Here is a 23,634-nt window from a genome sequence, read left to right on the forward strand (position 1 = left end):
TCCCGAGTTAAGGGCGCGCCCTCCCGTCTTCCTGCCTTTGTCTACCGAGTTGGCGCTGTTCTCTCCCGTCCCAAGCTAATTCCGTTCCAGCCCCTCCGCATAATCAAAATTATCAAAAGTCTAAACACACCCATCTAAAAATTCTCCACACCGGCCAAACTTGCCGATATGGAGAACTCCTCCATTATATAACGCTTCTCGTACTATTATTATGACTAAACTTATAAATCGCAATCAGAAAGAGGGCTGCAGCAAATGCAAATAAGATGAGTATATTTAAATACAAGCTGCCAAATGTGCTCCCTTCCTGCAGTTTCGTTAAGGTATCTAACGTCCACCGCTGTGGCAGAAACTCGGATATTTTCTGAATCGATTCTGGCATGACTTCTACCGGCCAAAAACAGCCTGATAGCATAACGGTTGGCAAAATCACCAAATTCATCAAAGCCTTGGATGAGCCCCGACTATTGGAAAATGCCACAATTACCAGTGATGCACCAATAGAAATCAGTGAAAAAATCGCCATAACCACCAGCGCCTTCCAAAACGGAACATTTAAATCGATTTGAAAGACATAAGTCAGTAGAACAAGCGTAATGATCACTTGAGCAAACATCACCATCATATTTACGATGATATTGGAAAGAATATATTTCCGTGCTGTAATCGGTGTCGACAATAATCGAAAGTACGTCCGATTTTCCTTTTCTGCTAAAATGATTTCCGATAAGTTGGCTGCTGACGTCATCATAATCATGATCAAAAACCCAAATGAATATAGTGTCGTATTTTTGCTAGTGGATGAATCCGCTAATGTGTTTGTTGTCAATTGAAAATCCGCTTGTTGATAATCTTTATACATGTTTGCAAACGTGTCTGGATCTCCATCGGCGGCTTTTCCAAGTGCGGATAAATTATCAATATACTGGTATAAATACGATTTTACAAAACCGGTCACACTTTCTCCTTTGATCGATGTTAATCCAATATGGTCTGGGGCTCCGGCCAACACACTTTTTGAATATCCCTGTTCCAAAGTAATGACACCGTCCACCTTCCGTGATGTCACGTTTTCCGTTATATCACCCTTCTGCAATTCCTTTACCTGAATATTGTCCAATCCTTTTAAAAAGGCAATGGTTTCAGTAGCAATCGATCCTTCATCCTGATTCACCACACCAATGGTCATTTCACTCTCCTGCCCGCCCACAGCAAGCAACGCAACCAATATACCCGCAATCGGTGCCGCCAAATATAATAGAATATTCTTCTTGTATCGAAATGTCGTCCGTAATGTTTTCCCAATTAGCCATAATATATCCCTCACTATAATCCCTCCCGTCGTCTTAGTGATATCGTTGCAATCAGTAGGAACAACATTGCAAGACCTATATTCATTCCAATCGCCGGCAGTACGGATGATAGGTCGTTGGCATAAATGGTTTTAAATAGTGCATCATTTTCCCATGTAAGTGGAGACAAATTGGTGATCACTTGTAACACACCATCAGCATCGTCAATTGGAAAATATGCTCCACCAAAGAAGGAGGCCAATTGAATGACAATCATGATTACCATCGCTGGGCCAGCCGGAGTTTTAATTAAAAACGAGAGCCCCAATCCAAAACTTACGGCAAGGATAACTTCGGTCAGCAGTACAAGGAATATCATCCCCCAATGATCTCCCCAATTCGCGTGGAATACGAGCTTACTAAAAACAACAACCAATGCAACACAAACCATATTAATGACAATGCTGCCTAATACTTTGCCAATAAAAATGTCACGTTTATGAATCGGCGCAACCATTAATCGACTTGCCGTATTCCATAAACGTTCACTGGTAATCAAACCGCTCGCCGATATTGCCCCGTATAACGCAATCATTGTTGTCATCACGATCGCATAATAATCCATCGAGCCCGGCTGTTTCGTCGGAAGGATAGCATGATCATTAATATAATCGTGTTTGGCCGGCGCCGCAAATACAGTATCAGCTTTGTTTGGTGCCACCTTTGTAACCTCGGTTATTAAATTGTACCTGTCTACAAAAGACGCAAGCATCCCCTGTAAAATACTGCCCTTTATACTGTTTTGATCATTTACAAATAAGTGGAAACCCGCTTGATCAATCGAAACATAACCATCTGCTTTTCCTTGCTTTACTAAGTCCATTCCGTCTAAACTGTCTTTGACCGGGGTAAAATCAATCCCGGATTCTGCTACTCCCTTCGTAAATGCCTCAAACGGTTGCGTAAGACTATCATTGGTGTTGTCATACACCACATCCATTTCATCAATCGAAATATCCTCATTAAATGCTCCAGTCAATGCCGTACCAAGCACAAGCATAAGAACAATTGGTAACGCAAGCATAAATACCAATGTCCGAATGTCGCGAAAGTCATGTTTCATTTCTTTCCAAGCGATTTGCAATATGTTCATCGGATTACCTCCTTTCCTTATGCGTCGCGTAAATTTCTCCCTGTCAAAGTTAGGAATACGGTTTCCAAATTTGGTTCCTTTTCATCCAGTGTGCGAATTTCGATTTGATTGTTGATAAAATAAGCGATAATTTGGTTTAAATTGTTAACACCTAATTCCGTCGTGATTTGCACCGTATTTTCGACTACATTGATGTTTGCTACCCCTTGGATCGCTTGAATGGCCGTCACATCGATCGCTTCTACGGACTGAACAGTGATAAAAATTAATTTGGAATCAGTAATTAATGATTTCAATTGTTCTTTGGTGCCCTCGGCAATGATTTTTCCATGATCAATAATTGCAATGCGCGTGCAGATTTCCTCGACCTCTTCCATGTAGTGGCTTGTATAAATAATCGTACAGCCCATCTCATTCAGCTTACGTACTGAAGTTAAAATATAATTTCTTGATTGCGGATCAATCCCGACAGTTGGCTCATCCATAATAATCAGCTTAGGTTGATGGGCAATAGCACAAGCGATGTTGAGCCGACGTTTCATCCCGCCGGAAAATGTTTTCGGATAGCTCTTTTGTTTTTCAGTAAGCCCGACAAATTTCAAAGCTTCTTCCGTTCGATCTTGCAATTTCTGCCCGCGCAGACCGTATAAACCGGCGAAAAATCTTACATTCTCATAAGCAGTCAGATCTTCATAAATTGCTAATTCCTGTGGCACCAGCCCAATATGTTTCTTAATGAATTCGCTATGTTTACTGGTTTCTTTGCCCAGAATCATGATTGACCCATTATTTTTCCGTAATAAACCCGTGACCATATGAATAACCGTACTCTTCCCCGCTCCATTGGATCCAAGAAAGCCGAATATTTCACCCTCGGCAATAGATAGTGACATATTATCAACTGCAATAAAATCACCAAATTTCTTTGTCAGATCCTTTATCTTCAAAATATTCATCGTTTCACCTCTTTGGCTGATTAACTCTGTTATTAGTATAAAAAAAAGAACGCACCAGCATAAGTGCATTCATTCATTATCTGACATGAAGTTTTTCATGTTTTTTATTTCCAGCCACCGACTAACTTCTGGGCTCGGGGCACGACCGCACAAGTTTCAATGTGAATCCGCCAGATTGTTTGCGTGCCTGGCACCCAAACAATTATTGAATCGGCAATAGTGTGGTTACCGAAAATCCATCCTTGCCATCAATGATGATTTTCCCGTCTAATGCAGCTGTACGTTCTTCCATGCCGATAATGCCTAACCCTTTTTCGATTTTTTCCGTACCTTGTCCATCATCCTTCACTTCCACTTTAATCAATTTATTTAGCACCTTCACATCAACCGTAATTTGCGTACTGTTTTCCGCATACTTCAGCGAGTTGGTTAACGCTTCAGTGATGTTCTCTTGAATAATCTTCCATTGAAATGAGGTTATCCGTTCCATATTTCCGTTATAGGTGAGAACCGTATGTTTTTCATGCTTGGCAGCAAATTCATCGAGATATAGTTTTAATCGATTAATCCCGACCTGTTCGGTTGTTGGTTTCATATTTTTCAAGGTCAACCGAATACGCTCAATACCATCCTGTGTAATCCCAATGGCGTTTTGCAACAATTCCTCCGCCTTTTCCTGGTCTATCTTCAGCAAACGTTTGGTTGCCTCCATTTGGATCAGTGCACCGGTAATCGCATGTCCAATATCATCGTGAATTTGCTGGGAAATACGATTTCGTTCTTCCAATTTAAATGTATAGGCAGACTGCTTCATAAACACGTCATTTTCATTGATTTGCTTCATCAATTTATGCTGCGTCACCCGCATCGCATCCAATTGCTCTTCACTTTTTACAAGCTTGTGATGATACATTTTTCCCATGGTATATGTAAGAAACGTGTAAACTGCCACCAACATATAGACAGGCTGTATTTCAACTGATATGTAAAAGACAGGAATAATAGCAAAAACGAATGGGAGTATCTTCTGGGCGGTCCATTGGTCAAACAATTCAATGATTGATAACGGAACCAATAATATAAAAAATGGACTAACATGAATGCTCGCAATGACGGATAACACCATTGAAGCCAGCAAAAATAAGGTAATAAACGTTCGTCGCCTGAATAGATGCAAACTAATATTGATACAGATGTAAAGCAACAGTAAAAACACATCCCAGGAAATTCCTGTTGTTTGTTGATAAACAAAGGTTAACACGATAAAGAAAATGAGGACGAGTTTATTGATAATGGTCCAGCGTTCCATCTCAATACACGTTTCCTGTTAAATAATAGACAGCAATTTGGGTGCGATGCTTCAAGCCTGTTTTCCCAAGAATTGTTGTGATGTAATTGGCGACCGTTCCTCCTGAGATATACATATGTTCCGCAATTTCCTTATTGGCGTAACCCTTTGCGATATAACCCATAATTTCTAATTCGCGCTCGGTAAACAAATTTTTATCAATCTTTGTCTCCTTTTCTTGTTGGTGTCCACTGGATAAACTGGACTTGATTTTATCAAGCATTTCATCCTGGATAATGCTTGTGCCGTGATAAACACTCTTAAGGGCATCACGAATTCGTTCCGGATCATTGTTCTTCAGCAAATACCCTTTGGCACCATTTTTGATTGCGCCAAGGATATAGTCATCATCATCGAACGTTGTTAAAATAACCGGCTTTGTTTTCGTAGACTCCACAATCTGCTTGGTCGCTTCTACCCCATCCATCCGCGGCATCCGTACATCCAATAATGCAATATCCACATCATGTTCCTTGCAATATTCCACAGCCTCTTGCCCGTCATTTACCAGTGCTAGCACTTCAAACTCTTCATAGGTAGATAAAATGATATTTAAACCTTCACGGATAAATGAGTTGTCATCCGCGATAATAATTTTAATGGGCATGCAGTATCCCTCCCGTTCGTGCATCTTTTATAGAGGATGTTCAAAAAGTCCGGTAAAAATGACATGCCCCTGCAAAAGGGGTATGCCGACGCCTGAGCGCAAGCCCGTTTTTAGTCGGCCTTCCTTTGAAGAAGCTCGTTGGCTTGCTTTTCCGCTCCTCATGTACCTTTTATGTACACTCCGGTGCTCAAAGCTACGCCGCCTTGAACTTCTCGGTCCTTTTTATCCTTTTTGAACACTCACTTATACGGAATGTTTCTTGTTACTCAAAATTATAATGGCAATACAGAGGTTTGGCAATTTTGCGTATGCCTGAAATATGAGCATTCAGAATAGTTCAGCGCTGCTGCATTAAAGAGTAAAAATCTTTGGATCAAACTCTAGCTTTGAAAAAAATTTTGAAGCACCTTGATAGTATCACCTAAGTCTATATGATAGGGTAAATATATAGTAAGCATTAAAGGAGATTACCATTCATGTCAAAAGAACATTGGGACAACAGCTTCTCCGATACAGATTATGTTTATGGAGAGACTGCAAATGTCTTTATCCAAGATAAAAGCAACATCATCCCGGAACATGCAAAAATTGGCTGCTTTGCGGAAGGTGAAGGCAGAAATGCAGTTTACCTGGCCACATTAGGTCATGATGTAACAGCATTTGATCAATCAGAAGTTGGCCTGGACAAAACAAATGCATTGGCCGCGAAAAATAATGTGGATGTCAAAACAGTAGCGCTTGACCTGACAAAAGAAAAGGTATTAGAAAATCAATTTGATACTGGGATTATGGTATTTGGCCACGTTCCAAAATCTGACCAGTCATTTTTTATTAATAGCTTAATCAGCTCCGTCAAACCGGGTGGGTATGTGATGTTTGAAGTATACTCTGAAGAACAACTGGAATACGGAACAGGTGGACCGCCAGCGAAGGAAATGCTATATGACCCCAAAGATTTACTGAAATGGATCAGTGATTACAAGGTTCTGCATTTCTATTATGGAGAAGCAGAACGGCATGAAGGGAAAAAGCACAGCGGGGATTGCCATGTAATTCAGGTTGTTTTACAAAAATGATCACAAAAATGGGGAGTAGTGCTGATGTATATCTACTCCCTTGGGTTTACCCGGATCCGCTATGAATGACCGGCTTGCCAAGGCCTCGATACAGTCGGTTTCCGCTTTCCACCTTTAGGCAGGTCCTTCTTATTTACGATCCTCGGTTCCATTCCACGTTCAACTCTCTTTTTCACTCGACTATCCATACGAAAGGTGATCGGTGGCTTAAATAACCGCTTTGCTTTCCGTTTACATTCAGGGCATTCCGCTTCCCGTTTATTTCCTTTCATCCCTTGATACCATAGAGTGAATTCACCACAACTTTCACAACGAAATGTATAGTTTGCCATACCTTATCCCTCCGTACTACTTAGGCAAAATATCCTTATTAAAAATATCCTTTGGCAAGGCGATGGTACAACAAGAGTTAGGAATATCCACAACACCGGCCAGATGTCCTTGCACTGGAGCCGAACCTAATAACATGTATGCCTGTTCACCAGTAAATCCGTGTGATTTCAAGAATTCAATCGCATTTAAACAAGCATTCCGATAAGCGGTATTTGCATCAAGATACGTTTGTTTGCCACTGAATTCATTTACCGATACCCCTTCAAACACAATAAACTCATTATAATGCGGCATAACCGGTCCTGGTCTAAATGCGGGATTGTTCTTAATTTGATATTTCGCCATCCCGCCTTTGATTACATCAACACGTAAATCAATCCATCCTGGCATTTCAATACCACCGCAAAATGTAATTTCCCCATCTCCTTGAGAAAAGTGCAGGTCACCTACCGAAAGTTTTGCACCATCGACAAATACTGGAAAGTAAACCTTGGAACCTTTGGACAACTCCTTAATGTCACAGTTTCCTCCATTTTCCCGGGGTGGAACAGTTCTTGCACCTTCTTTCGCCACACGATCAAAATCTTCACCCCTCAGACTGCCGAGTACCGCATTTTCCCTTGTTGGAAGGTTGGCCAGCGGTGGTACACGATTTGGATCACTGTCAACCAGTTCCTGTTCCCTTCTATTCCATTCGTCAAGCATTTCCTGTGATGGAGCAACACCAATAAGTCCAGGATGAATAATACCGGCAAATTCTACATTTGGCACATGTCTTGATGTCGCATAAATACCATTAAAGTCCCAAATCGATTTCGCCGCTTCCGGATAATGGTCTGTTAGAAAGCTACCTCCATTTTCTTTGGAAAAAATCCCGTTAAATCCCCATTCATGTGCAGCAAACGTACCAATATCCAGAATATCCACGACTAGTAAATCACCTGGTTCTACGCCATTTACATAGACTGGCCCACTAAGCACATGAACTCGGTTTAATTGCACATCACGAATATCGGACGGATCATCATTATTACTTATTTGTCCATCCGTCCAATCCAAACATTCCATACGAAACGATTCCCCTGGGTCAACAGAAAACACTGCGGGTATATCTGGATGCCAACGATTATGTCCCACCATATCCTGCTTATCCATCTTCTTATTCAAATCTACTTTAAAGATCTTTTTGGGCATATCTCCATCTCCTTCAAACAGTTTATAATAAATGATTGCATTTAAATAAAAGTATGTTTGCAAGGAGAGATTTATGATTGATGCATTCAACCCTAACCACAATCATTCAGCTACCTGCTGATTTCAATTTTTACGTTATCTTGTCCCCTATTTTTATTCGATCGATCTGTTATTGACACAACAATCATAACCACAATGTTAACTACGATTCCATACAAAATCGGATTACTTGAAGACAGTCCTTCAATGGCAAGACCACCTAGAATAACTAATGCACTAATCAGGATCGACCAAAAAGCGGCTTTGGCAGTAGCTCTTTTCCAGAATAACCCCAATACGATTGGCACAAAAATCGATCCCGCCAATAAAGCATACGCTACATCAATCGCAACCAGTAATTCTTGTATCCATAACGCAACGACAATAGCTATCATCCCGACAATGAACGTTGTAACACGTGATAATAACAAAAATTGACGATCCGAAATATTTTTGAAGAAATGGTCTTTTAAAATATCTTTTGAGATTAAGGTTGAAGAGGCCAGCAATGTACCAGAGGCGGTGGACATGATTGCTGCGGCTACTGCTGCAAAAACAATACCTAAAAGCCCTGATGGCAATGTCGCAAAAGCCATACTCGTAAAGACATTTTGTGTGTCCGCTATATTTGGCAGAATGATAAGCGCACACATACCGATGAGAATCATAGCCATGGAATACAACAAGCTATAGATCCCAACCAGAACTCCACCTATACGTGCTGTATTGAGACTTTTTGCAGTAAAATAGCGTTGCCAAATGTCCTGTCCAACCATCATTCCAAGTGTAAAGGTTACTAGATATTGGATAATTTGCTTGAATCCAATAGCCGAAAAATCAAAATATGAGCTTGGAAGTTGAGCTGTTAGTTCGCCAAATCCACCTGCTTTCGACAAGCTAATTGGTAGCATGATTAGGAATATACCAGCCGTCATAATGGAGAATTGAATAATATCTGTCATGGAAACAGACCACATGCCACCAAGAATAGTATAGAAAAACACAACTCCTCCACCAATTAGCATGGAAAAAGTTAAATTCCAATCAAAAATAGCACTCAAAAGCGCACCAATTGCAATAACTTGGGTAACACTTACCATTAATGTATAAATGGCTGCAATAACTGCTCCAATTAACTTTGATTCGATGCCAAAAAGCTTCCCAAGTAACTCGCTAATTGTCATTAATTGATATCCAGTTACCTTTTTTAAAAGAAGAAGGCCAAATAACGTAATCCCCAGACCCATTGAAAAGACGAACCAAACACCAGAGAATCCGCTTTCATATCCAAGCTGCGCAGATCCAATGGTTGATGAGCCACCAAGAAATACAGCAGTCAGGCAGCCAAACAGCATGAATACACCAAGATTTCGTCCGGCCAGAATATACATTTCAGAAGTTTTTGCTTTTATGGTACCAAGTATTCCGACTACAACGAGAACCGCAAAATAAATAATAATAATAGTCATGTCAATCCAAGTCATTTATCTCCCACCTTTCCTGGTTCTAAAATATGATTGAACAATTCAAATATAGTCTTTTCGATCATGTCTGCAAAACTATTTAGGAGCCTTGTTCCTGCAGTATACATATTAAACTTTCTAATAAATAGCAGATAAGAACTCCACAAGTGGAAGTTCTTACCTTATCATATCTACTTTCACATCCTGTTCGGCACGTTTTTTCATTGCTATCAACGTAATCATCTCAAAAATAACGGACGATGCTGCAACCGCAGTAATTTCCCCACTATCATAGCTTGGTAATACTTCTACTAAATCAAAACCTTTAATATCAAGCCCATTCAGGCCCCGGACATATTCCAATGCTTCATAACTTGTAGGGCCGCCAACTTCTGGTGTCCCTGTTCCTGGTGCATACGCTGGGTCAAGGAAGTCAATGTCATAAGTAACGAATACTGGACGATCACCTGCACGGGCATGGATTCGTTCCATCACTTTGTCATAACCAATTTCTCTAACTTCTTTCATTGGAATGACTTCATATCCAAGATCCCTCGCATCCTCTATATCTTCCGGACCATAAAGTGGGCCACGCATTCCGACCTGTATGGAATGTTCCACATCGATTAATCCTTCTTCAACTGCCCGGCGGAAAGGCGTTCCATGCACATATTTTTCACCAAAATAGTTATCCCATGTATCACTGTGTGAATCAAAGTGGACTAATGCAATCGGTCCATATTTTTTAGCAAATGCTCGCAAATGGCCCAATGTAATCGAATGATCCCCACCCATCATAACGGGAATAATTTCTTTGTCCAAAATTGGCTCCAGTGCCTGAACAATATTGTCATAGGTCCGATGAATATTTCCCGGAATGATGTCAATATCTCCATAATCGACTCCCGAACAATAATCAAAAATATTAATATCCTGATCAGGGTTATACGGACGTAGTAAAACCGAAAAATTACGGATATGTTGCGGACCATAACGTTGCCCGGTACGATTGGATGCAGCTGTATCAAATGGCACACCGATCACAGCAAAATCCACATCTTCTGTTGTCGGTAAATATTCCAGTCTCATAAATGTACGTGGACCGGTATACCGCGGTGATTTTGACGAATCTTTTGGTTGATACATAAAAATTCCCTCCTATCGAATACATCACATACTATTGCAAATTTCATGCCACTTTTAATTCCCCAATTTAATCGGTCTCATCATATCCGTTTAATTCATTATTGAATCAACCAACAGACCATCAATTCAAAATGAATCAATTGATTCATTTTGAATTGATTTGGTATTCTTTTAACCGGCGAACGACTGTAGACTGGCTTAAGCCAAGATATTTTGCCATCTCATACGTTGTTTTGTACTGTCGATATGCCCGTTTTAACCAGTTTTTTTCTACTTCTCTTAATGCTTCCTGCAATGTCAAGCCTTGCTGTTCAAAAGCCTCCGTTGTCCACTCTTCTGCAGGTAACCCTACCTTATCCGTTTCTTCAACAAACGGTAAATTGGATGGATAAATCACGTTTGAAGTCGATGTTATAACTAACCGTTCCATTAAATTTTCCAGTTCACGAACATTGCCAGGCCAATCATAGTTTTGTAGAATTGCAATTGTAGATGGATGAAGAACCTTATTCGTTTCATATTTATGGTTAAAAATAGCTAAGTAATGCTGCGTGAAATGATAGATATCTTCCTTTCTTTCCCGTAAAGGCGGAACGATAATTGGAATCACATGCAAACGATAAAACAGGTCCTTTCTAAATTTACCTTGTGACACCATTTCCTCCAAATTCTGATTGGTTGCTGCAATAAGACGGAAATCAACATCCTTTCCCGTAGATCCACCAATTCTGGTAATTCGCTTTTCCTGCAAAACCTTTAGAAGTTTTACTTGAATAGCTAATGGCAGTTCAGCAATTTCATCAAGAAACAATGTACCACGATCCGCAAGCTCAATCATGCCGGGTTTACCGTTTTTATCAGCCCCTGTAAAAGCGCCGGGTTCATAGCCAAAAATTTCTGATTCAAACAACGTGTCCGGAATTGCCCCACAATTCACTTCCATAAACGATTGATTCTTCCGCTGACTTTTATCATGTAGCATATGCGCAATGACATTTTTCCCAACTCCCGATTCACCAAGTAACACGACAGTAGCATCAGAAGCTGCAACCCGTTGTACCATATGATAAATGTCCTGCATGGTTTTACTTTTAGTCACTATTTCATCTGCTTTGCTTTCCTTTTCTCTTAATTCTTCAATTTCCGATTCGTACCGCAACATTTTTATTCGCAGTTGTTCATAGTCCTCTCTCAACTGTTGGATTTCCGTTAAATCATGGGAAAAGCTGATAATCCTGACAATTTTTCCGCTACTGTTTGTTAGTGGGATCCCGGTTGCCATAACAACTTTATTCGTCGGTGTTTTCTGCATAACCTGTACTTCTTTTCTCTCACGCAACACTTTTGCCGTTACGGATGGATAAAAAATATATTCCTTTTCCAATTGAAAGACTGTCTTACCGATTAAATCTTCCTTGGTCTTTCCGTAAATACTAAGACAATTCGCACTTACTCGTAACACTTTCCCCTCTCCATCTGTAACTACAATATTATCATTGGATGCATCGAGGATTCCGTCTAATTCTATTTTTAGAAGTTCAAAATCTGACATTCATTTATCCACCTTTCTTATCGACTATTATAATTATTTTAACATTTCTTGTAGAGCTTACACCCCCTATTCTTTACTTGTTCATTTATGATTGTTGTTATTAGAGAAATGGGAATTGACAGAGTTATACTTACTTGAAATTTTTAAAACACAATTATTTTTTAAATACAGTATTACTATAAATGTATGGATAAGGCGGAGTGATTGCAATGTATACAACCAAGGATCTAATTACTGATTTTGCAGGATTCAACAGCTGGGTAGAGCAGCTGCAAGAAGTGGATGAGAAACTATTCTTTGCACCCATTGCTCCAGGAAAATGGTCGACAGCCGAAATCATCAGTCATATCACTTTTTGGGATCAATACATTTTGGATGAAATGTTGCCACAGATGAAAGTGGATGCGGATATTAACAGCATCGATATTGAGACAATGAATAAGCGGGCAGCGGTTTATGCGAAGTCAGGGGTTACAAAACAAAATCTGCTGGAGGCCCAAGTGCATGGAAGAAAAGAACTTATTTCCGCGTTGGAAAGGAAACAGGAAGAAGATTTCTTTGCAACCTTCATCTTAAATGGGGAAAAAATTGATGAATACTCAGGCTACCCACATTCCATGTTCAATTATTTCTGCGCTTTTATATGGCATGATCATCATAAAGAGCAAGTGGATAATTTTTTGGCCAAGGAGCAAGTGTAATGCAGGTATAGATTCGTCAATAGGTGCGTGAATCACACACACCATCCGTCTTGATACGGATGGTGTGTTTCTTATGATCGGAACCGTTTTATAGCAAAAAGCATCAAAAGATAAGTTAAATGCACAATTATTTTCTTCCAACTAAGTTATATGCTTCCCAAAAAGGAGTCCAAGTTCCCCGTGTATATACTTATCTCTCTTTATGCAACAGTTCTAGTGCTTCATCAAACTCCTTGTCAATCGCTTGGTTTGGTTTGTGTGTCAACGTACTTACCAACATTGTGACAATCAGGTTTAAAATGAAGCCTGGTACAATTTCGTACAATGTACCGGACAGGGCATCGATATTTCCCCAAACCATTACTGTTACTGCACCAACCACCATACCGGAAAGTGCACCAATTGAATTGATTTTCCGCCAATACAAGGAAAGCAATATTGTTGGGCCAAATGCTGCCCCAAAGCCTGCCCAGGCAAAACTGACAAGATCCAGGATGGTACTATTCTTTTCCCAGGCGAAGTACATTGCAACAAGCGACACAATTAAAATCGCTATCCTGCCATACAGAACATATTTTTTATCATCATCATCTTTTTTAATGACGGCTTTGTATAAATCTTCAATCAATGCGGATGATGTAACAATTAGCTGTGAAGAAATCGTACTCATAATCGCCGCAAGTACCGCTGCCAATAAGATACCAGCAATAAATGGATGGAAAATGATTTGACCAAGAGCGATAAAAACCGCTTCCGGATCGGTTAAAGATGCTTCCGGATGCTGCTGAAAATATGCAATACCTACTAATGCAGTAGTTGATGCACCCAAAAGGCTTAAAATCATCCAGCCAATTCCAATTCTTCTTGCCTGTTTGGTTTCCTTAACGGATTTAATGGCCATAAACCGGACAATGATATGGGGCTGCCCGAAATAGCCTAGTCCCCATGCTACTGAGGAAATAATCGCAGCTATTGAAACCCCTTTCACAAAACTGAATGCATCTGGATTAACTGTACGGATCGAATCGGCTGTTTCTGAAAATCCACCCGTCAGGAAGAATCCAAAAAGCGGTACAATGATGAGGGACAAGAACATAATTAAGCCTTGCACAAAGTCCGTGTAACTTACCGCCAGAAATCCGCCAAACAATGTATATAGAATAATAACAGTAGAAACAAGCAAAAGCCCGCCATGATAATTCATGTTGAAAGAACTTTCAAAAAACACACCGCCGGCAACCATCCCCGATGAAACATAAAACGTAAAGAACACGAGGATAATTAAACCAGAAGCAACACGAAGAATTTTCGAGTTATCTTTTAACCGGCTATCTAAATAACTCGGAATGGTAATCGAATCGCTGGATACCTGCGTATAAACACGCAATCTTGGTGCAACAAATAACCAGTTTAAATAGGCGCCAATTGTCAAACCGATGGCCATCCACGCTTCACTTAGCCCTGAAAAGTAAATAGCCCCAGGAAGTCCCATCAGCAGCCAGCCTGACATATCTGCGGCACCTGCGCTTAACGCCGTTACTGCTGGGCCGAGTGACCTTCCTCCAAGCATATAGTCTGTTAGATTGCTAGTACGACGATATGCATACCATCCAATCACTAACATGCCAACAAGATAAATAACGATGGCCAGCATTTGGTACGTATAATCCGACATCCAAATCCCTCCCTATTTTCGGATACCTATAGCATCATAGTATTATCCGAATAAAATTACTCTTCAATAGTATTATACAGAATGTTAGATAACGCTTTCAATAGGCTGTTAAAAATTAACTTCGTATAAAATATATTATCTCATTATTATGTAATGCACGGAAAGTATATACCATATGTTTCGTTATTTTATTCCGTTCGTCCAAAAATTCAAGGGATATACAGTCGTTTCGATACATCTCCGGCTCCGATTGGTTTCCAACTTAAATTTGACTGAAAATGAGAACCAATGCTGTTTTTCAGCTGATCCCAATGCGAATCATCTAACTCGTGAAATTCCTCAACTGTTTTTTCCACATTGGACATTATGTAAAAATTCCTTATCATCCAATTTAGCAAGACCACAATATCTCGAATACTACTTGCCTCATCTGTCAGGTTAACAGTCATATCTTCTATCTTTTCAAGTCCAGATGTCACATCAGCTTCCAAAAATTCTTCTCAAATCATCGCTTTTTCATTTGGTTCAAAGGATAATACCACTTCTTTCACTTGATCAAGCAGCTGTTCATAATCAGTTAATCTGATCAATACCTAATTAGCAGCACCTTGGAATAACGTTGCAACCACAGATAAACAATTCCAGCGCAAAGCTACAACTCTATTATAATGTAAATCCTAAACAAAAGAAGCATATCGATCATATGGTTCTTTTTAATATCCATTTTGTTTTATTCCAACGGCCTAGTAACAGATCCCTTTTTGATGTTTGCTTTATTTCCTTTTAACCTGTCATGAAAGATCTTTTGGAAACGTTCTTCTTCATCGTCTTTGAAACCTTCAAATACAATTTCGTCTATATTTTCTTCATTAAAGTAGAATACATTATTAGAAACCAGTCCCTGTGGATAAAAACATCCCGAGTAGTCATACCATATCCCTTCTTCTGTTTCCCCTGATGGAAGAATAGGACCTCTGTTTAAGATCATCAGTTTGCTCGTTCCTTCTTTCAGATATACGATTGACCCAATTGGTAACATGAAAATTTTCCTTCTGATTTTTCTTATTTTTAGTATCTTTCTTCTATCTTTCTTTTACAATTGAAAACACACCTGTATCATTCAATTTAAACTGCTGTTTCACTACTACACTTAAATTTCACGATAGTAGTGCCCATTGTCACTGGACCGACACTGCAAAGCAATAAAAAAAACATAGCTATCATTGTAAAAATTAGCGTTATGACATCTGGATCTTTAATAGACATCACAAAGAACAATACGGTTAATGCCAAAAAGAAAAAATAAATAGCCACAATTTGGAAAAAATGTTTAATGGACTTAGGTTTAATCCATAATTTATAAGTTGATAACCTCTTAAGATTAACAATGTTGTATAGTTTATTTTCAAGCATATTATTTACAGACACACATAGGACAAACATTAATAACACAATAATTAGTAAAATCACAGAGTTGGTTAATGGACTGCCGGGAATTGAAAGGTAATCAGATAAGGGCTTTAAAAAAAGTGCCAAAAAAAGACCACTACCTGCACCCAATATACTAGAATGCCCTGTTTTATTCTGTTTTATCTCCGTGGATTTCAATTTTTCCACAGCATTTAAGTTATCTACTTTATAAACGCGATTCGGGAGCATCCAAAATAAAAACGGGAATATTATTTTCCAAAAAGACCCCCATAAATCCAGTATATATACTTCCCCATCGATTGTTAACATTCGATATCTAAGAATTTTTGGTATATCTCGTACTTCACAATTCATTCGAGGATTCCTCATTTCATTTGATTGATTGCATTAAGAAAATGGATTAATAAAATCAAGGCCATTTTTTAAGGCATCCATATTTATAAGGATGGAGAGTATTCAAGGGAACTTACACTCTAAAATTTATTGTTTCAAACAAGTGGATTGCCGGATGTTTTGAAGAGGGGCGATCAAAGATTTCCAGAACCCATACTTATCTATGTCTAAAATTAATCCCTCGAAAAATGATGAATCCTTCTAAAACCTGTTTTGGACTCTCGACTATTGTGTAATAAACATTACCTTTATCATTTAATCAGTCCGAATAAATGGAATTCCCCATACTTCTACATACTTTTTAATCAAAAAAAATACTAAATAACCAACACACGCAAAAATAAACGTTGGAACGCTAAAAAGCGGACTAATAAACTCTCCCATCGAACGATTTTCGATAAATGTATCGTAAGGAAGGTTTTTTCGATACATAATTGGAATAAATCGTTTACCTTTGTACCTATTGTATGTAGCCGACGAAACGTTCTTTTTTGTTTTATACAATGTACCATCTTTATCTGTGTATTGATAGGTTAATGTGTACGTAACAATAGGAACTTTCGGATTAGCTATTCGTTCTTTTTCATATTTAAGTAACTCTGCAGCCGCATTCGTTTTCCCAAAGGGTACCACTTTATACACAACATTTTTCACAACTAGCAAAAGCAGCATTGACAATGACAAGATAAAAATGATCATTCCCACTCGTTTAAGTATATCAGGTTGTTTTTTATTTCTTGTAAAAGGCGCCACTATAACATTTTTAAATTGTTCTTTCCTTTCGTCCATCCATTTAAACCATCTCATCTGTCCAAATATTTCAGATGCAAACATGTAAACCAAAGCAAACAACAAACATAAAAATAACATCGTAATCATCGAGGCCAACAGAAAATCTTTAAGGGAGATTTGATTAAAAAACGTTTTAAATGTATCGCCTTTTTCTAGTGAAAGAAAATCATTCTTAAAAATGCGCTGTATATTTCCGTTCGATAAATGTACGTAATATTGAGGCCCGAAATAGAGGCCTTTACTTGTGTAAGCATCTTCAACAAGCCCCACTTCATTTTCTTCAAATAATTTCGGTATATTGGAGGCAATTACTGTAATAACCGTTAACAATAAAAATGAAAATAGTAATAAAAAAAACCAATTAAATAATGCCTTCTTTATTTTTTTCCACATATTACTTATAATCCCTTCTTACTTAAACATTACATAGATTAATTGTGTTTCCTTCCAATCATTCATGAAATGCATCAGGAATAATACGAAGCGTCAACATATAAATTACATAATATCCCTGAAAATGACGTTAATCTTTTCATTAAAAAAGCGTCTTACCGTAAAAACTTTACTCAACAAAACGGCTCAATTGAAACGTGACCTTTCTCTCACAACTACGTTTACTTTAGAAACACCTTTAAACTTTACGGTATTTTGACCCACTCCTGCCGTCAAAACGTGGACAATATATAAAAACCCCAAAGAACCTATTGTAAATAAAAGGGTTATAACATTCGATGCCACAATAGATAAGTAACAAAGTGCTAAGGTTGAAACCATAGCAATGAGATATGTGAATAGGATTTGAGAAAAGTGTTTAAAGGACTGAGGTCTAATCCACAATTTGCTTTTAGGTAGCTGCTCAAGACCCACTACTTTTTGCAGTTTCTTTTTACATCGATAATTTATTGTTACGATCATTACAATCACAGATATTACAAGAAGACTAAGAATCACAGAATTAACCAATGTATTGTCCGGAAGAGCAAGAATATCTCCCAATGGTCTTAACATGGTCGCTATAAAAATGCCGATGCCTGCGCTTATTGGACCCGAATTTCCAGTGTCTTTTTGGTTTACTTCCGGCGATTTCAATTTTCCCACGATATTCGGCTCGTTCACTTTATAAACCGGATTCGGCAACATCCAATAGAAAAATGGGAATATAATTTTCCAAAGAGAACGTCCCATGTCCATAATATAATCTTCCCCATTAATGGTAAGAATTCTATACCGGATGTTTTTATATGCACCTTGTACCTTACACTTCATTTAACGATTCTCCATTTCATTGGTTAATTGCATTAAGAAAACGGATTGATAAAATTTTCTTCATTAAAGTAAAATACACTGTCGGGATCCAAACCTTTCGGGTAAAAGCACCCTGAGTAGTCATACCATTTCCCTTCTTCTGTTCCCCTGATGGAAGAACAGAGCCTCTATTTAAGATCATTTAGCTTATTTGTCCCCTTTCTTAAATATACAATTGATCCAATTGGTAACATGAATATTCTCCTTCTGATATTCTTGGTATCCTCCCTCTTTTGTAAGTTGAAAACACTTCTCTATTGTATTCAACATTAAACTGCCGTTTTTTTATCACCCTTAAATTTCACAGTAGTAGTACCCATGGTCACGGCAACAGGACTAGCAATAAGTGAAAAAAAGCGCCTACTATAAAAATCTGCGCTACGATATCCGGATCCAAAATAGAAAAATAACAAAACAGCAGAGTTAAACCCATGAAAAAGAAATAAACAAATATCAGTTGAAAAAAGTGCTTAACAGAATTCGGCCTAATCCATATTTTATCTGTTTCCAAATCTTCAAGTTTTACAACATGGTATAATTTCTTCTTAAATTTGTATAAAGATGTGAACAATGCAAACGTGAGTATGACGACCAGGATAAGAATCGCAGAATTAATTAATAGCGTATCCGGAAGAGAAAAGTATTCTGCCAAAGGCTCTAAAAGAGATGCTAAAAGCACACCAATTCCCGCTCCTAATGTGTAATGATAATAAAATTGTTTAATTTTGGAACTCAAACAACGCATTGCACCGTCCATATTTATGGATGGTGTAAAAATAAAGTTGTTTAATTTCTTGTGGAATGCTTAAAACGAACTTATGGAAGTAACAATAAAGTCGTTTAAAAATCAAGTCCTTATGCTACAATCGCACCAGTTTGGAGAGGATTAAAGCGAATACAGTTCTATTATTTTGTCTATGTGTAATTTACTCGGATCACTCATATCAACAAAATAAGGCAACTGCCATTTTTGAGTTTTCATAGCTTGCTTACTAGTTGGTTTATCCCAGCTGGAATAAACTCTTATTGCCATTTTCCCCTTTGCCGAACTGGACCTAAGGATATTCTGTTTGAAAAGAATTTCTTTTGGAAAAATAAATTGTCCAAACTCACCATCGTCTTTAAAAGTAGTTATAACTAATAAATCAGGTGCTTCCTCATATGTAAAGGGTTGGTTTTTATTGTTTTCATCTTTTTCCCAAAAAGCAACAAACTGCCCTACTTTGGTGGGGGTTATATTTGCAACTCTAAAACGAACTGTTTTCGAAGATAATCGAAATGTTGTACCAGCGCCATACTTAGAGTTTTGCTTTTCTTCTTGAATCGACTTTACAGTTAAGCCATTTGGCTCGTAAATCATTTTATTTACATAATTTAATGCTGTATAAAAATCATTCATTATTCCACCTCAAAATTTCCACCAATCTGGCTCCGTTAATTGAAAAAGTAAACCAAAGTTTTTAAACAACTTTATTGTAACTTAAACAACTTTATTTATAATTAAAGAACTATATTATTACTCAACAGCTATTCAATTTACCTTGTTTCTCCGCCACTTTATGAATTGAAAAGGAAATAGTTTGTCCTGTATTGAAATACCTTACTGCAATAGAAGTAATACGTGGCGTTCTCCCGTCTTTAATATTATAAAAACTTTCGCAAGAGTACCGGAGAAAGTACTGATTGCATTAATCTGACCAATAATTTAATAGCCAACACCTTGGAACAAGGTAGCAGTAACAAATAAACAATTCCAGTGCATACCCACTAACTCTATTATATGTAAATTCTAAGCAAAAGAAGCATATCGTTCATATGCCTCTTTTTAAATATCCATTTTGTTTTATTCCATTGGCCCAGTAACGGTTCCCTTTTTGATATTTGCTTTATTTTCTTCTAACCTGTCATGAAAGATCTTTTGGAAACGTTCTTCTTCATCGTCCTTAAAACCTTCAAATACAATTTTATCTATATTTTCTTCATTAAAATAGAATACATTATTAGGATCCAGTCCTTGTGGATAAATACACCCCGAGTAGTCATACCATATCCCTTCTCCTTCCGTTTCCCCTGACGGAAGAATGGGGCCTCTGTTCAAGATCATTAATTTACTCGTTCCTTCTCTCAGATATACAATCGATCCAATTGGCAAGATGAATGTTCTCCTCTCTCGTTTTTTGGTACTTCCTTCGTAATTGAAAATATTTTATTCCTTGTTCAGCATTAAACCGCTGTTCTTTTGCCACCCTTGAATTTCACAGGAGTAATACCTACTGGTGTTATAAAAATATTGGTATACAGTAAAGCAAACAAAATAACCATTGTAAAAAATAGTGTTACGACATCGGGATATGCAATTGACAAGTAAAAAAACACTGTGTTTAATAGCAAAACAAAAAGATAGGTTAATAAACCCTGCAAAAAATGTTTAAAAGACTTAGGTCTTATCCATAATTTATCTATTGATAACTCCTCAAGGTTAACAGTGCGATACAGCTTTTTTTTTAGCTTGTGATTTAAAAATGCAAACAATACTAATACGATTAATACAAGGATACCAAGAATCACAGAATTGATTAGCGGGGTATCCGGGAGAGCGAAGTAATCTGCCAAAGATTTTAAAAGAGTCGCTAAGAAAATGCCAACACCCGCTCCCAATATACTGGAATGTCCTGTTTTTGTTTGATTTACTTCTGGTGACTTCAGTTTTTCAGTTATATTTGGATCATCCACTTTGAAAACTGCATTCGGAAACATCCAGAAAAACAATGGGAATACAATTTTCCAAAAAGAACTTCCCGTATCCAGGATATACCCTTCCCCATCAATAGTCAGAATTCTATACCGGAGGTTTTTAAATGCACCTTGTACCTTACAATTCATTTGACGATCCCCCATTTCATTCAATTAGTACATTAGGAAAATGGATTGATGAAATCAAGACCACCTTTAAAAGCCTCGCCAGCACCATCAATCATATTACTTACTCCCTCTTTTACATCGTTCTTGAAATCGCTAAGGCTGTCCGTGAACTCGTCCACTTTTTCACCCGCCCACTCCACTCCATCTTGAATGTGCATAACGTTATTATCATAAAGTTTATTAAAACCCCACGTTGCAACAGTAGCCCCTGCTATACCGGCTGCTACTGCCCATCCTCCTGGATTAGTCCCCAGAAGGGCGGCCCCTCCAGCAACAAAACCCGTTCCTAACGTATCTCCTAACATACCTGCTCCTACTTTTCCGGCAGTATGTGTTACAGCTTGACCTGACGTCATGTTATTATTATCCATATCATCATACATTCCATAAAAAACATCTCCCACCATAAACGCTCCGCCTATAGAATTGCCGGCTTTTACGATGTTTTCTCCATTCTTTATGATATTTTTCCCGTTCTCCATAAGGTAATTAGGCAAACCTTTTTCGGGGAGTTCGCCATTCATCATTTTAACGATTTTACCTCTATCTTGTACCTTTATACCATCTGCTTTCACTTTTTTTCCTTGCTCCGTAATACCTTTTTCTATATACTTCGCAATCATACCTTCACCAGACAGTGTTCCAATTTCTTTCGCGTTTTCTATTATAAAATTCCAAACAGTCTTAGATTCTGTATCCTTTCCATTTTGAATATCTTTCAGTCCCGATACAATATCATCGTATTGATCTTTGCTGATCTCATCGTTTTTCAATTTTGTATAGGCCTTTTGCAAGTATGTACGCGAATCTGCATCAAGATCTTTTATCGCCTCATCTCGGATGTCTTTGGCCTTTTCGATTTCCGCTTCCCTCTGTTTCCCCTCATTATAATCCTTTAAAGCTGCTAACCCAACATCCGTAGATTTACTTTTATAATCAGTAAATCGAGCCTCACCATCACTCGTGTTAGCTCTGTTCATAGCGACTTCAATAAGGAAGGGGAAGTTGCGCTACTAATATCCGCTACACTGCTAATAGTATCGTATATGGACTCGTGTTCATCAAGTAAATCTTGGTAATCATCGTTTACATCTTCTGCTGTATCATTTAAATAGTTACTCTGAATAATTGCTAACTTACTAGAATCGACATTTGATTCAAATGTATCTAAGTGCTTCTTTAAATTATTTTCCAGATCTGTAAATAAACCATTAAAGGCTTCCAGAATGGTTTTATGTAGGTCGTTAAAATAACCCTTTGCTTCTTTTGCTGTCTTTCCCGAGAAAGTACTCATTGCATTAATCTGATCGATACTTTCTTGCACATCATCTAGGCTTGATTGAATATCCTCGGACATCGTTTTCAAGTCATCCGAGAAGTCAATAACCTCTGATATGTCTACCTTATGCCCCATTTAAACCCCTCCAATAATTATACCATTGGTTGCGCACCGGTTACATTGGCGGTGGATAATTCCGCCAGCTTTTCATCATTTTCTTCTATTTTTTCTCCAACATTCTCCAATGTATCAATATCTGAATGGAGAAGTGTTTTATATTTTTGTAACAGTTCGATCGCTTCAATTGTGTTTTTTAAGTCATTTTTAAACGGTTTAATATTTGTTTTTTCAAATGTACGACCTGTTTTAATCCCACTTTCAATACTGGTAACCGAAGATCTTAATTTTTCAACTTTTGAACGGAATTCCCCTAATTGAATACCAACTTCTTCTCCCATTCATCTCACTCCTTTTCCGCACTAGCAATCTGACTATTCAGCGAGTCAAGTGTAATTTCCAAGTTATGCAAACCGGTTGTAAGCGATGTTTTTAGTGACTCATACCGTTTAATGTCGTCCTGTATCGCCTCTTGGGCATCTTCCGTCTTGGAAATATACTCTTTCACACTTTTTTTGTATTCACTATAACGCTCCTCAAATTTATTCTCCTTCTCTCCTTTCCAACTGTCTTCAAACTGTCGATGGAACCTTTGGTAGATTGTAATACGGAAATGCTTTTTGCCAGTTTACCTGATGCCTTTTTCAACTTGGCTATTTTCTCCTCCAATTCCGCAATTTGTAACCGTGCACCATCCATCCCTGCCAAAACAGTCGTTCTTTGCGCATTTAAACTGCTTAGTGTCGAACTGCTCATCTACTCATCTCCTCTGCTATAGAATTTTTATTTTCAAATGCCGATGATCCATAGCACTCATATGAACCTGCACCCCTGCATACAATGATAATTTCCGAATGTGA

Annotated in this window: 28 protein-coding genes; 2 read left to right on the forward strand and 26 right to left on the reverse strand. The window is 38.1% G+C overall.

Features of this window, described 5'->3' with window-relative positions; translation table 11 throughout:
• Positions 1–184: 184 nt before the first annotated feature.
• The 5 genes from O2S85_RS13850 to O2S85_RS13870 form a co-directional block, all read right to left on the reverse strand.
• Entirely contained in the window at positions 185–1,327 is a 1,143-nt protein-coding gene (locus O2S85_RS13850; RefSeq protein ID WP_269409894.1) for an ABC transporter permease, read from the reverse strand.
• Positions 1,327–2,445: an ABC transporter permease gene (locus tag O2S85_RS13855; RefSeq protein ID WP_269409895.1), complete on the reverse strand. Its 1,119-nt coding sequence runs from the start codon at positions 2,443–2,445 to the stop codon at positions 1,327–1,329. The genes O2S85_RS13850 and O2S85_RS13855 overlap by 1 nt, the downstream gene beginning before the upstream one ends.
• A 17-nt stretch (positions 2,446–2,462) precedes the next feature.
• The gene (locus O2S85_RS13860) at positions 2,463–3,401 is read right to left on the reverse strand and encodes an ABC transporter ATP-binding protein (RefSeq protein ID WP_269409896.1); all 939 of its coding nucleotides are present in this window, start codon (positions 3,399–3,401) and stop codon (positions 2,463–2,465) included.
• A gap of 202 nt (positions 3,402–3,603) precedes the next feature.
• Positions 3,604–4,710 carry a sensor histidine kinase gene (locus tag O2S85_RS13865; RefSeq protein WP_269409897.1) on the reverse strand — a complete coding sequence of 369 codons (1,107 nt, stop codon included), beginning with the start codon at positions 4,708–4,710 and terminating at the stop codon, positions 3,604–3,606.
• A 1-nt stretch (position 4,711) separates the two neighbouring features.
• Positions 4,712–5,356 (reverse strand): response regulator transcription factor, encoded by a 645-nt coding sequence (locus tag O2S85_RS13870; protein WP_269409898.1) that lies wholly within the window; start codon positions 5,354–5,356, stop codon positions 4,712–4,714.
• Between the two features lie 476 nt (positions 5,357–5,832).
• Between O2S85_RS13870 and O2S85_RS13875 the strand changes: the two genes are divergently transcribed.
• Positions 5,833–6,432 carry a class I SAM-dependent methyltransferase gene (locus O2S85_RS13875; protein WP_269409899.1) on the forward strand — a complete coding sequence of 200 codons (600 nt, stop codon included), beginning with the start codon at positions 5,833–5,835 and terminating at the stop codon, positions 6,430–6,432.
• Positions 6,433–6,491: 59 nt separating this feature from the next.
• On the opposite strand, the gene O2S85_RS13880 is transcribed toward O2S85_RS13875, so the two are convergent.
• From O2S85_RS13880 to O2S85_RS13900, 5 genes are all read right to left on the reverse strand, one after another.
• Positions 6,492–6,764 carry an FmdB family zinc ribbon protein gene (locus O2S85_RS13880; protein ID WP_269409900.1) on the reverse strand — a complete coding sequence of 91 codons (273 nt, stop codon included), beginning with the start codon at positions 6,762–6,764 and terminating at the stop codon, positions 6,492–6,494.
• 16 nt (positions 6,765–6,780) lie between these two features.
• Positions 6,781–7,959, reverse strand: a complete 1,179-nt coding sequence (fmdA, locus tag O2S85_RS13885; protein ID WP_269409901.1) for a formamidase — start codon at positions 7,957–7,959, stop codon at positions 6,781–6,783.
• Positions 7,960–8,069: 110 nt separating this feature from the next.
• On the reverse strand, positions 8,070–9,482 hold the full coding sequence (locus O2S85_RS13890; RefSeq protein WP_269409902.1) for a sodium:solute symporter family protein: 1,413 nt from the start codon (positions 9,480–9,482) through the stop codon (positions 8,070–8,072).
• Between the two features lie 156 nt (positions 9,483–9,638).
• Complete coding sequence (gene speB / locus O2S85_RS13895; RefSeq protein WP_269409903.1) at positions 9,639–10,607, reverse strand: agmatinase; 969 nt, start codon at positions 10,605–10,607, stop codon at positions 9,639–9,641.
• Positions 10,608–10,752: 145 nt separating this feature from the next.
• The gene (locus O2S85_RS13900; protein ID WP_269409904.1) at positions 10,753–12,159 is read right to left on the reverse strand and encodes a sigma-54 interaction domain-containing protein; all 1,407 of its coding nucleotides are present in this window, start codon (positions 12,157–12,159) and stop codon (positions 10,753–10,755) included.
• A 209-nt stretch (positions 12,160–12,368) separates the two neighbouring features.
• Between O2S85_RS13900 and O2S85_RS13905 the strand changes: the two genes are divergently transcribed.
• Complete coding sequence (locus O2S85_RS13905; RefSeq protein WP_269409905.1) at positions 12,369–12,860, forward strand: DinB family protein; 492 nt, start codon at positions 12,369–12,371, stop codon at positions 12,858–12,860.
• A 190-nt stretch (positions 12,861–13,050) separates the two neighbouring features.
• Here O2S85_RS13905 and putP read toward each other — a convergent pair whose 3' ends face one another.
• The 16 genes from putP to O2S85_RS13985 form a co-directional block, all read right to left on the reverse strand.
• Positions 13,051–14,535 (reverse strand): sodium/proline symporter PutP, encoded by a 1,485-nt coding sequence (putP, locus tag O2S85_RS13910; protein WP_269409906.1) that lies wholly within the window; start codon positions 14,533–14,535, stop codon positions 13,051–13,053.
• 209 nt (positions 14,536–14,744) lie between these two features.
• Positions 14,745–15,026, reverse strand: coding sequence for a hypothetical protein (locus tag O2S85_RS13915; RefSeq protein WP_269409907.1), 282 nt, complete (start codon positions 15,024–15,026; stop codon positions 14,745–14,747).
• A gap of 239 nt (positions 15,027–15,265) precedes the next feature.
• Positions 15,266–15,574, reverse strand: coding sequence for a DUF4176 domain-containing protein (locus O2S85_RS13920; RefSeq protein WP_269409908.1), 309 nt, complete (start codon positions 15,572–15,574; stop codon positions 15,266–15,268).
• 86 nt (positions 15,575–15,660) lie between these two features.
• The gene (locus O2S85_RS13925; protein ID WP_269409909.1) at positions 15,661–16,320 is read right to left on the reverse strand and encodes a DUF443 family protein; all 660 of its coding nucleotides are present in this window, start codon (positions 16,318–16,320) and stop codon (positions 15,661–15,663) included.
• Between the two features lie 294 nt (positions 16,321–16,614).
• Positions 16,615–17,544 (reverse strand): hypothetical protein, encoded by a 930-nt coding sequence (locus tag O2S85_RS13930; RefSeq protein ID WP_269409910.1) that lies wholly within the window; start codon positions 17,542–17,544, stop codon positions 16,615–16,617.
• A 186-nt stretch (positions 17,545–17,730) separates the two neighbouring features.
• The gene (locus O2S85_RS13935; RefSeq protein WP_269409911.1) at positions 17,731–18,417 is read right to left on the reverse strand and encodes a DUF443 family protein; all 687 of its coding nucleotides are present in this window, start codon (positions 18,415–18,417) and stop codon (positions 17,731–17,733) included.
• 32 nt (positions 18,418–18,449) lie between these two features.
• Entirely contained in the window at positions 18,450–18,569 is a 120-nt protein-coding gene (locus O2S85_RS13940) for a DUF4176 domain-containing protein (RefSeq protein WP_269412591.1), read from the reverse strand.
• A gap of 209 nt (positions 18,570–18,778) precedes the next feature.
• Positions 18,779–19,213, reverse strand: a complete 435-nt coding sequence (locus tag O2S85_RS13945; RefSeq protein WP_269409912.1) for a DUF443 family protein — start codon at positions 19,211–19,213, stop codon at positions 18,779–18,781.
• 129 nt (positions 19,214–19,342) lie between these two features.
• Positions 19,343–19,855, reverse strand: coding sequence for a MepB family protein (locus O2S85_RS13950; RefSeq protein WP_269409913.1), 513 nt, complete (start codon positions 19,853–19,855; stop codon positions 19,343–19,345).
• Positions 19,856–20,299: 444 nt separating this feature from the next.
• Entirely contained in the window at positions 20,300–20,611 is a 312-nt protein-coding gene (locus O2S85_RS13955; protein WP_269412592.1) for a DUF4176 domain-containing protein, read from the reverse strand.
• Between the two features lie 68 nt (positions 20,612–20,679).
• Positions 20,680–21,354 carry a DUF443 family protein gene (locus O2S85_RS13960; RefSeq protein WP_369420101.1) on the reverse strand — a complete coding sequence of 225 codons (675 nt, stop codon included), beginning with the start codon at positions 21,352–21,354 and terminating at the stop codon, positions 20,680–20,682.
• 17 nt (positions 21,355–21,371) lie between these two features.
• The gene (locus O2S85_RS13965) at positions 21,372–22,358 is read right to left on the reverse strand and encodes a hypothetical protein (RefSeq protein WP_269409915.1); all 987 of its coding nucleotides are present in this window, start codon (positions 22,356–22,358) and stop codon (positions 21,372–21,374) included.
• On the reverse strand, positions 22,355–22,792 hold the full coding sequence (locus O2S85_RS13970) for a T7SS effector LXG polymorphic toxin (protein WP_269409916.1): 438 nt from the start codon (positions 22,790–22,792) through the stop codon (positions 22,355–22,357). Before O2S85_RS13970 ends, O2S85_RS13965 begins: the two co-directional genes overlap by 4 nt.
• Before the next feature lie 17 nt (positions 22,793–22,809).
• The gene (locus O2S85_RS13975) at positions 22,810–23,115 is read right to left on the reverse strand and encodes a TIGR04197 family type VII secretion effector (RefSeq protein ID WP_269409917.1); all 306 of its coding nucleotides are present in this window, start codon (positions 23,113–23,115) and stop codon (positions 22,810–22,812) included.
• Between the two features lie 5 nt (positions 23,116–23,120).
• Positions 23,121–23,381, reverse strand: coding sequence for a YwqH-like family protein (locus O2S85_RS13980; protein ID WP_369420102.1), 261 nt, complete (start codon positions 23,379–23,381; stop codon positions 23,121–23,123).
• A complete protein-coding gene (locus O2S85_RS13985) occupies positions 23,279–23,530 on the reverse strand; it encodes a hypothetical protein (protein ID WP_269409918.1) in 252 nt (83 codons plus the stop codon). Before O2S85_RS13985 ends, O2S85_RS13980 begins: the two co-directional genes overlap by 103 nt.
• Between the last annotated feature and the right edge of the window lie 104 nt (positions 23,531–23,634).

The sequence above is a fragment of the Lentibacillus daqui genome (assembly GCF_027186265.1).
Classification (GTDB): Bacteria; Bacillota; Bacilli; order Bacillales; family Amphibacillaceae; genus Lentibacillus_C; species Lentibacillus_C daqui.

Bases quoted from the DNA above. Each gene is read 5' to 3' on its own strand.
- O2S85_RS13960 (WP_369420101.1), bottom strand. From the start codon at position 21,354: ATGGGGGATCGTCAAATGAATTGTAAGGTACAAGGTGCATTTAAAAAC.
- O2S85_RS13890 (WP_269409902.1), bottom strand. From the start codon at position 9,482: ATGACTTGGATTGACATGACTATTATTATTATTTATTTTGCGGTTCTC.
- O2S85_RS13920 (WP_269409908.1), bottom strand. From the start codon at position 15,574: ATGTTACCAATTGGGTCAATCGTATATCTGAAAGAAGGAACGAGCAAA.
- O2S85_RS13950 (WP_269409913.1), bottom strand. From the start codon at position 19,855: ATGAATGATTTTTATACAGCATTAAATTATGTAAATAAAATGATTTAC.
- O2S85_RS13870 (WP_269409898.1), bottom strand. From the start codon at position 5,356: ATGCCCATTAAAATTATTATCGCGGATGACAACTCATTTATCCGTGAA.
- O2S85_RS13865 (WP_269409897.1), bottom strand. From the start codon at position 4,710: ATGGAACGCTGGACCATTATCAATAAACTCGTCCTCATTTTCTTTATC.
- O2S85_RS13880 (WP_269409900.1), bottom strand. From the start codon at position 6,764: ATGGCAAACTATACATTTCGTTGTGAAAGTTGTGGTGAATTCACTCTA.
- speB (WP_269409903.1), bottom strand. From the start codon at position 10,607: ATGTATCAACCAAAAGATTCGTCAAAATCACCGCGGTATACCGGTCCA.
- O2S85_RS13945 (WP_269409912.1), bottom strand. From the start codon at position 19,213: ATGGACGGTGCAATGCGTTGTTTGAGTTCCAAAATTAAACAATTTTAT.
- O2S85_RS13930 (WP_269409910.1), bottom strand. From the start codon at position 17,544: ATGTGGAAAAAAATAAAGAAGGCATTATTTAATTGGTTTTTTTTATTA.
- O2S85_RS13905 (WP_269409905.1), top strand. From the start codon at position 12,369: ATGTATACAACCAAGGATCTAATTACTGATTTTGCAGGATTCAACAGC.
- fmdA (WP_269409901.1), bottom strand. From the start codon at position 7,959: ATGCCCAAAAAGATCTTTAAAGTAGATTTGAATAAGAAGATGGATAAG.
- O2S85_RS13860 (WP_269409896.1), bottom strand. From the start codon at position 3,401: ATGAATATTTTGAAGATAAAGGATCTGACAAAGAAATTTGGTGATTTT.
- O2S85_RS13975 (WP_269409917.1), bottom strand. From the start codon at position 23,115: ATGGGAGAAGAAGTTGGTATTCAATTAGGGGAATTCCGTTCAAAAGTT.
- O2S85_RS13935 (WP_269409911.1), bottom strand. From the start codon at position 18,417: ATGAAGTGTAAGGTACAAGGTGCATATAAAAACATCCGGTATAGAATT.
- O2S85_RS13970 (WP_269409916.1), bottom strand. From the start codon at position 22,792: ATGGGGCATAAGGTAGACATATCAGAGGTTATTGACTTCTCGGATGAC.
- putP (WP_269409906.1), bottom strand. From the start codon at position 14,535: ATGTCGGATTATACGTACCAAATGCTGGCCATCGTTATTTATCTTGTT.
- O2S85_RS13965 (WP_269409915.1), bottom strand. From the start codon at position 22,358: ATGAACAGAGCTAACACGAGTGATGGTGAGGCTCGATTTACTGATTAT.
- O2S85_RS13985 (WP_269409918.1), bottom strand. From the start codon at position 23,530: ATGAGCAGTTCGACACTAAGCAGTTTAAATGCGCAAAGAACGACTGTT.
- O2S85_RS13875 (WP_269409899.1), top strand. From the start codon at position 5,833: ATGTCAAAAGAACATTGGGACAACAGCTTCTCCGATACAGATTATGTT.
- O2S85_RS13900 (WP_269409904.1), bottom strand. From the start codon at position 12,159: ATGTCAGATTTTGAACTTCTAAAAATAGAATTAGACGGAATCCTCGAT.
- O2S85_RS13925 (WP_269409909.1), bottom strand. From the start codon at position 16,320: ATGAATTGTGAAGTACGAGATATACCAAAAATTCTTAGATATCGAATG.
- O2S85_RS13855 (WP_269409895.1), bottom strand. From the start codon at position 2,445: ATGAACATATTGCAAATCGCTTGGAAAGAAATGAAACATGACTTTCGC.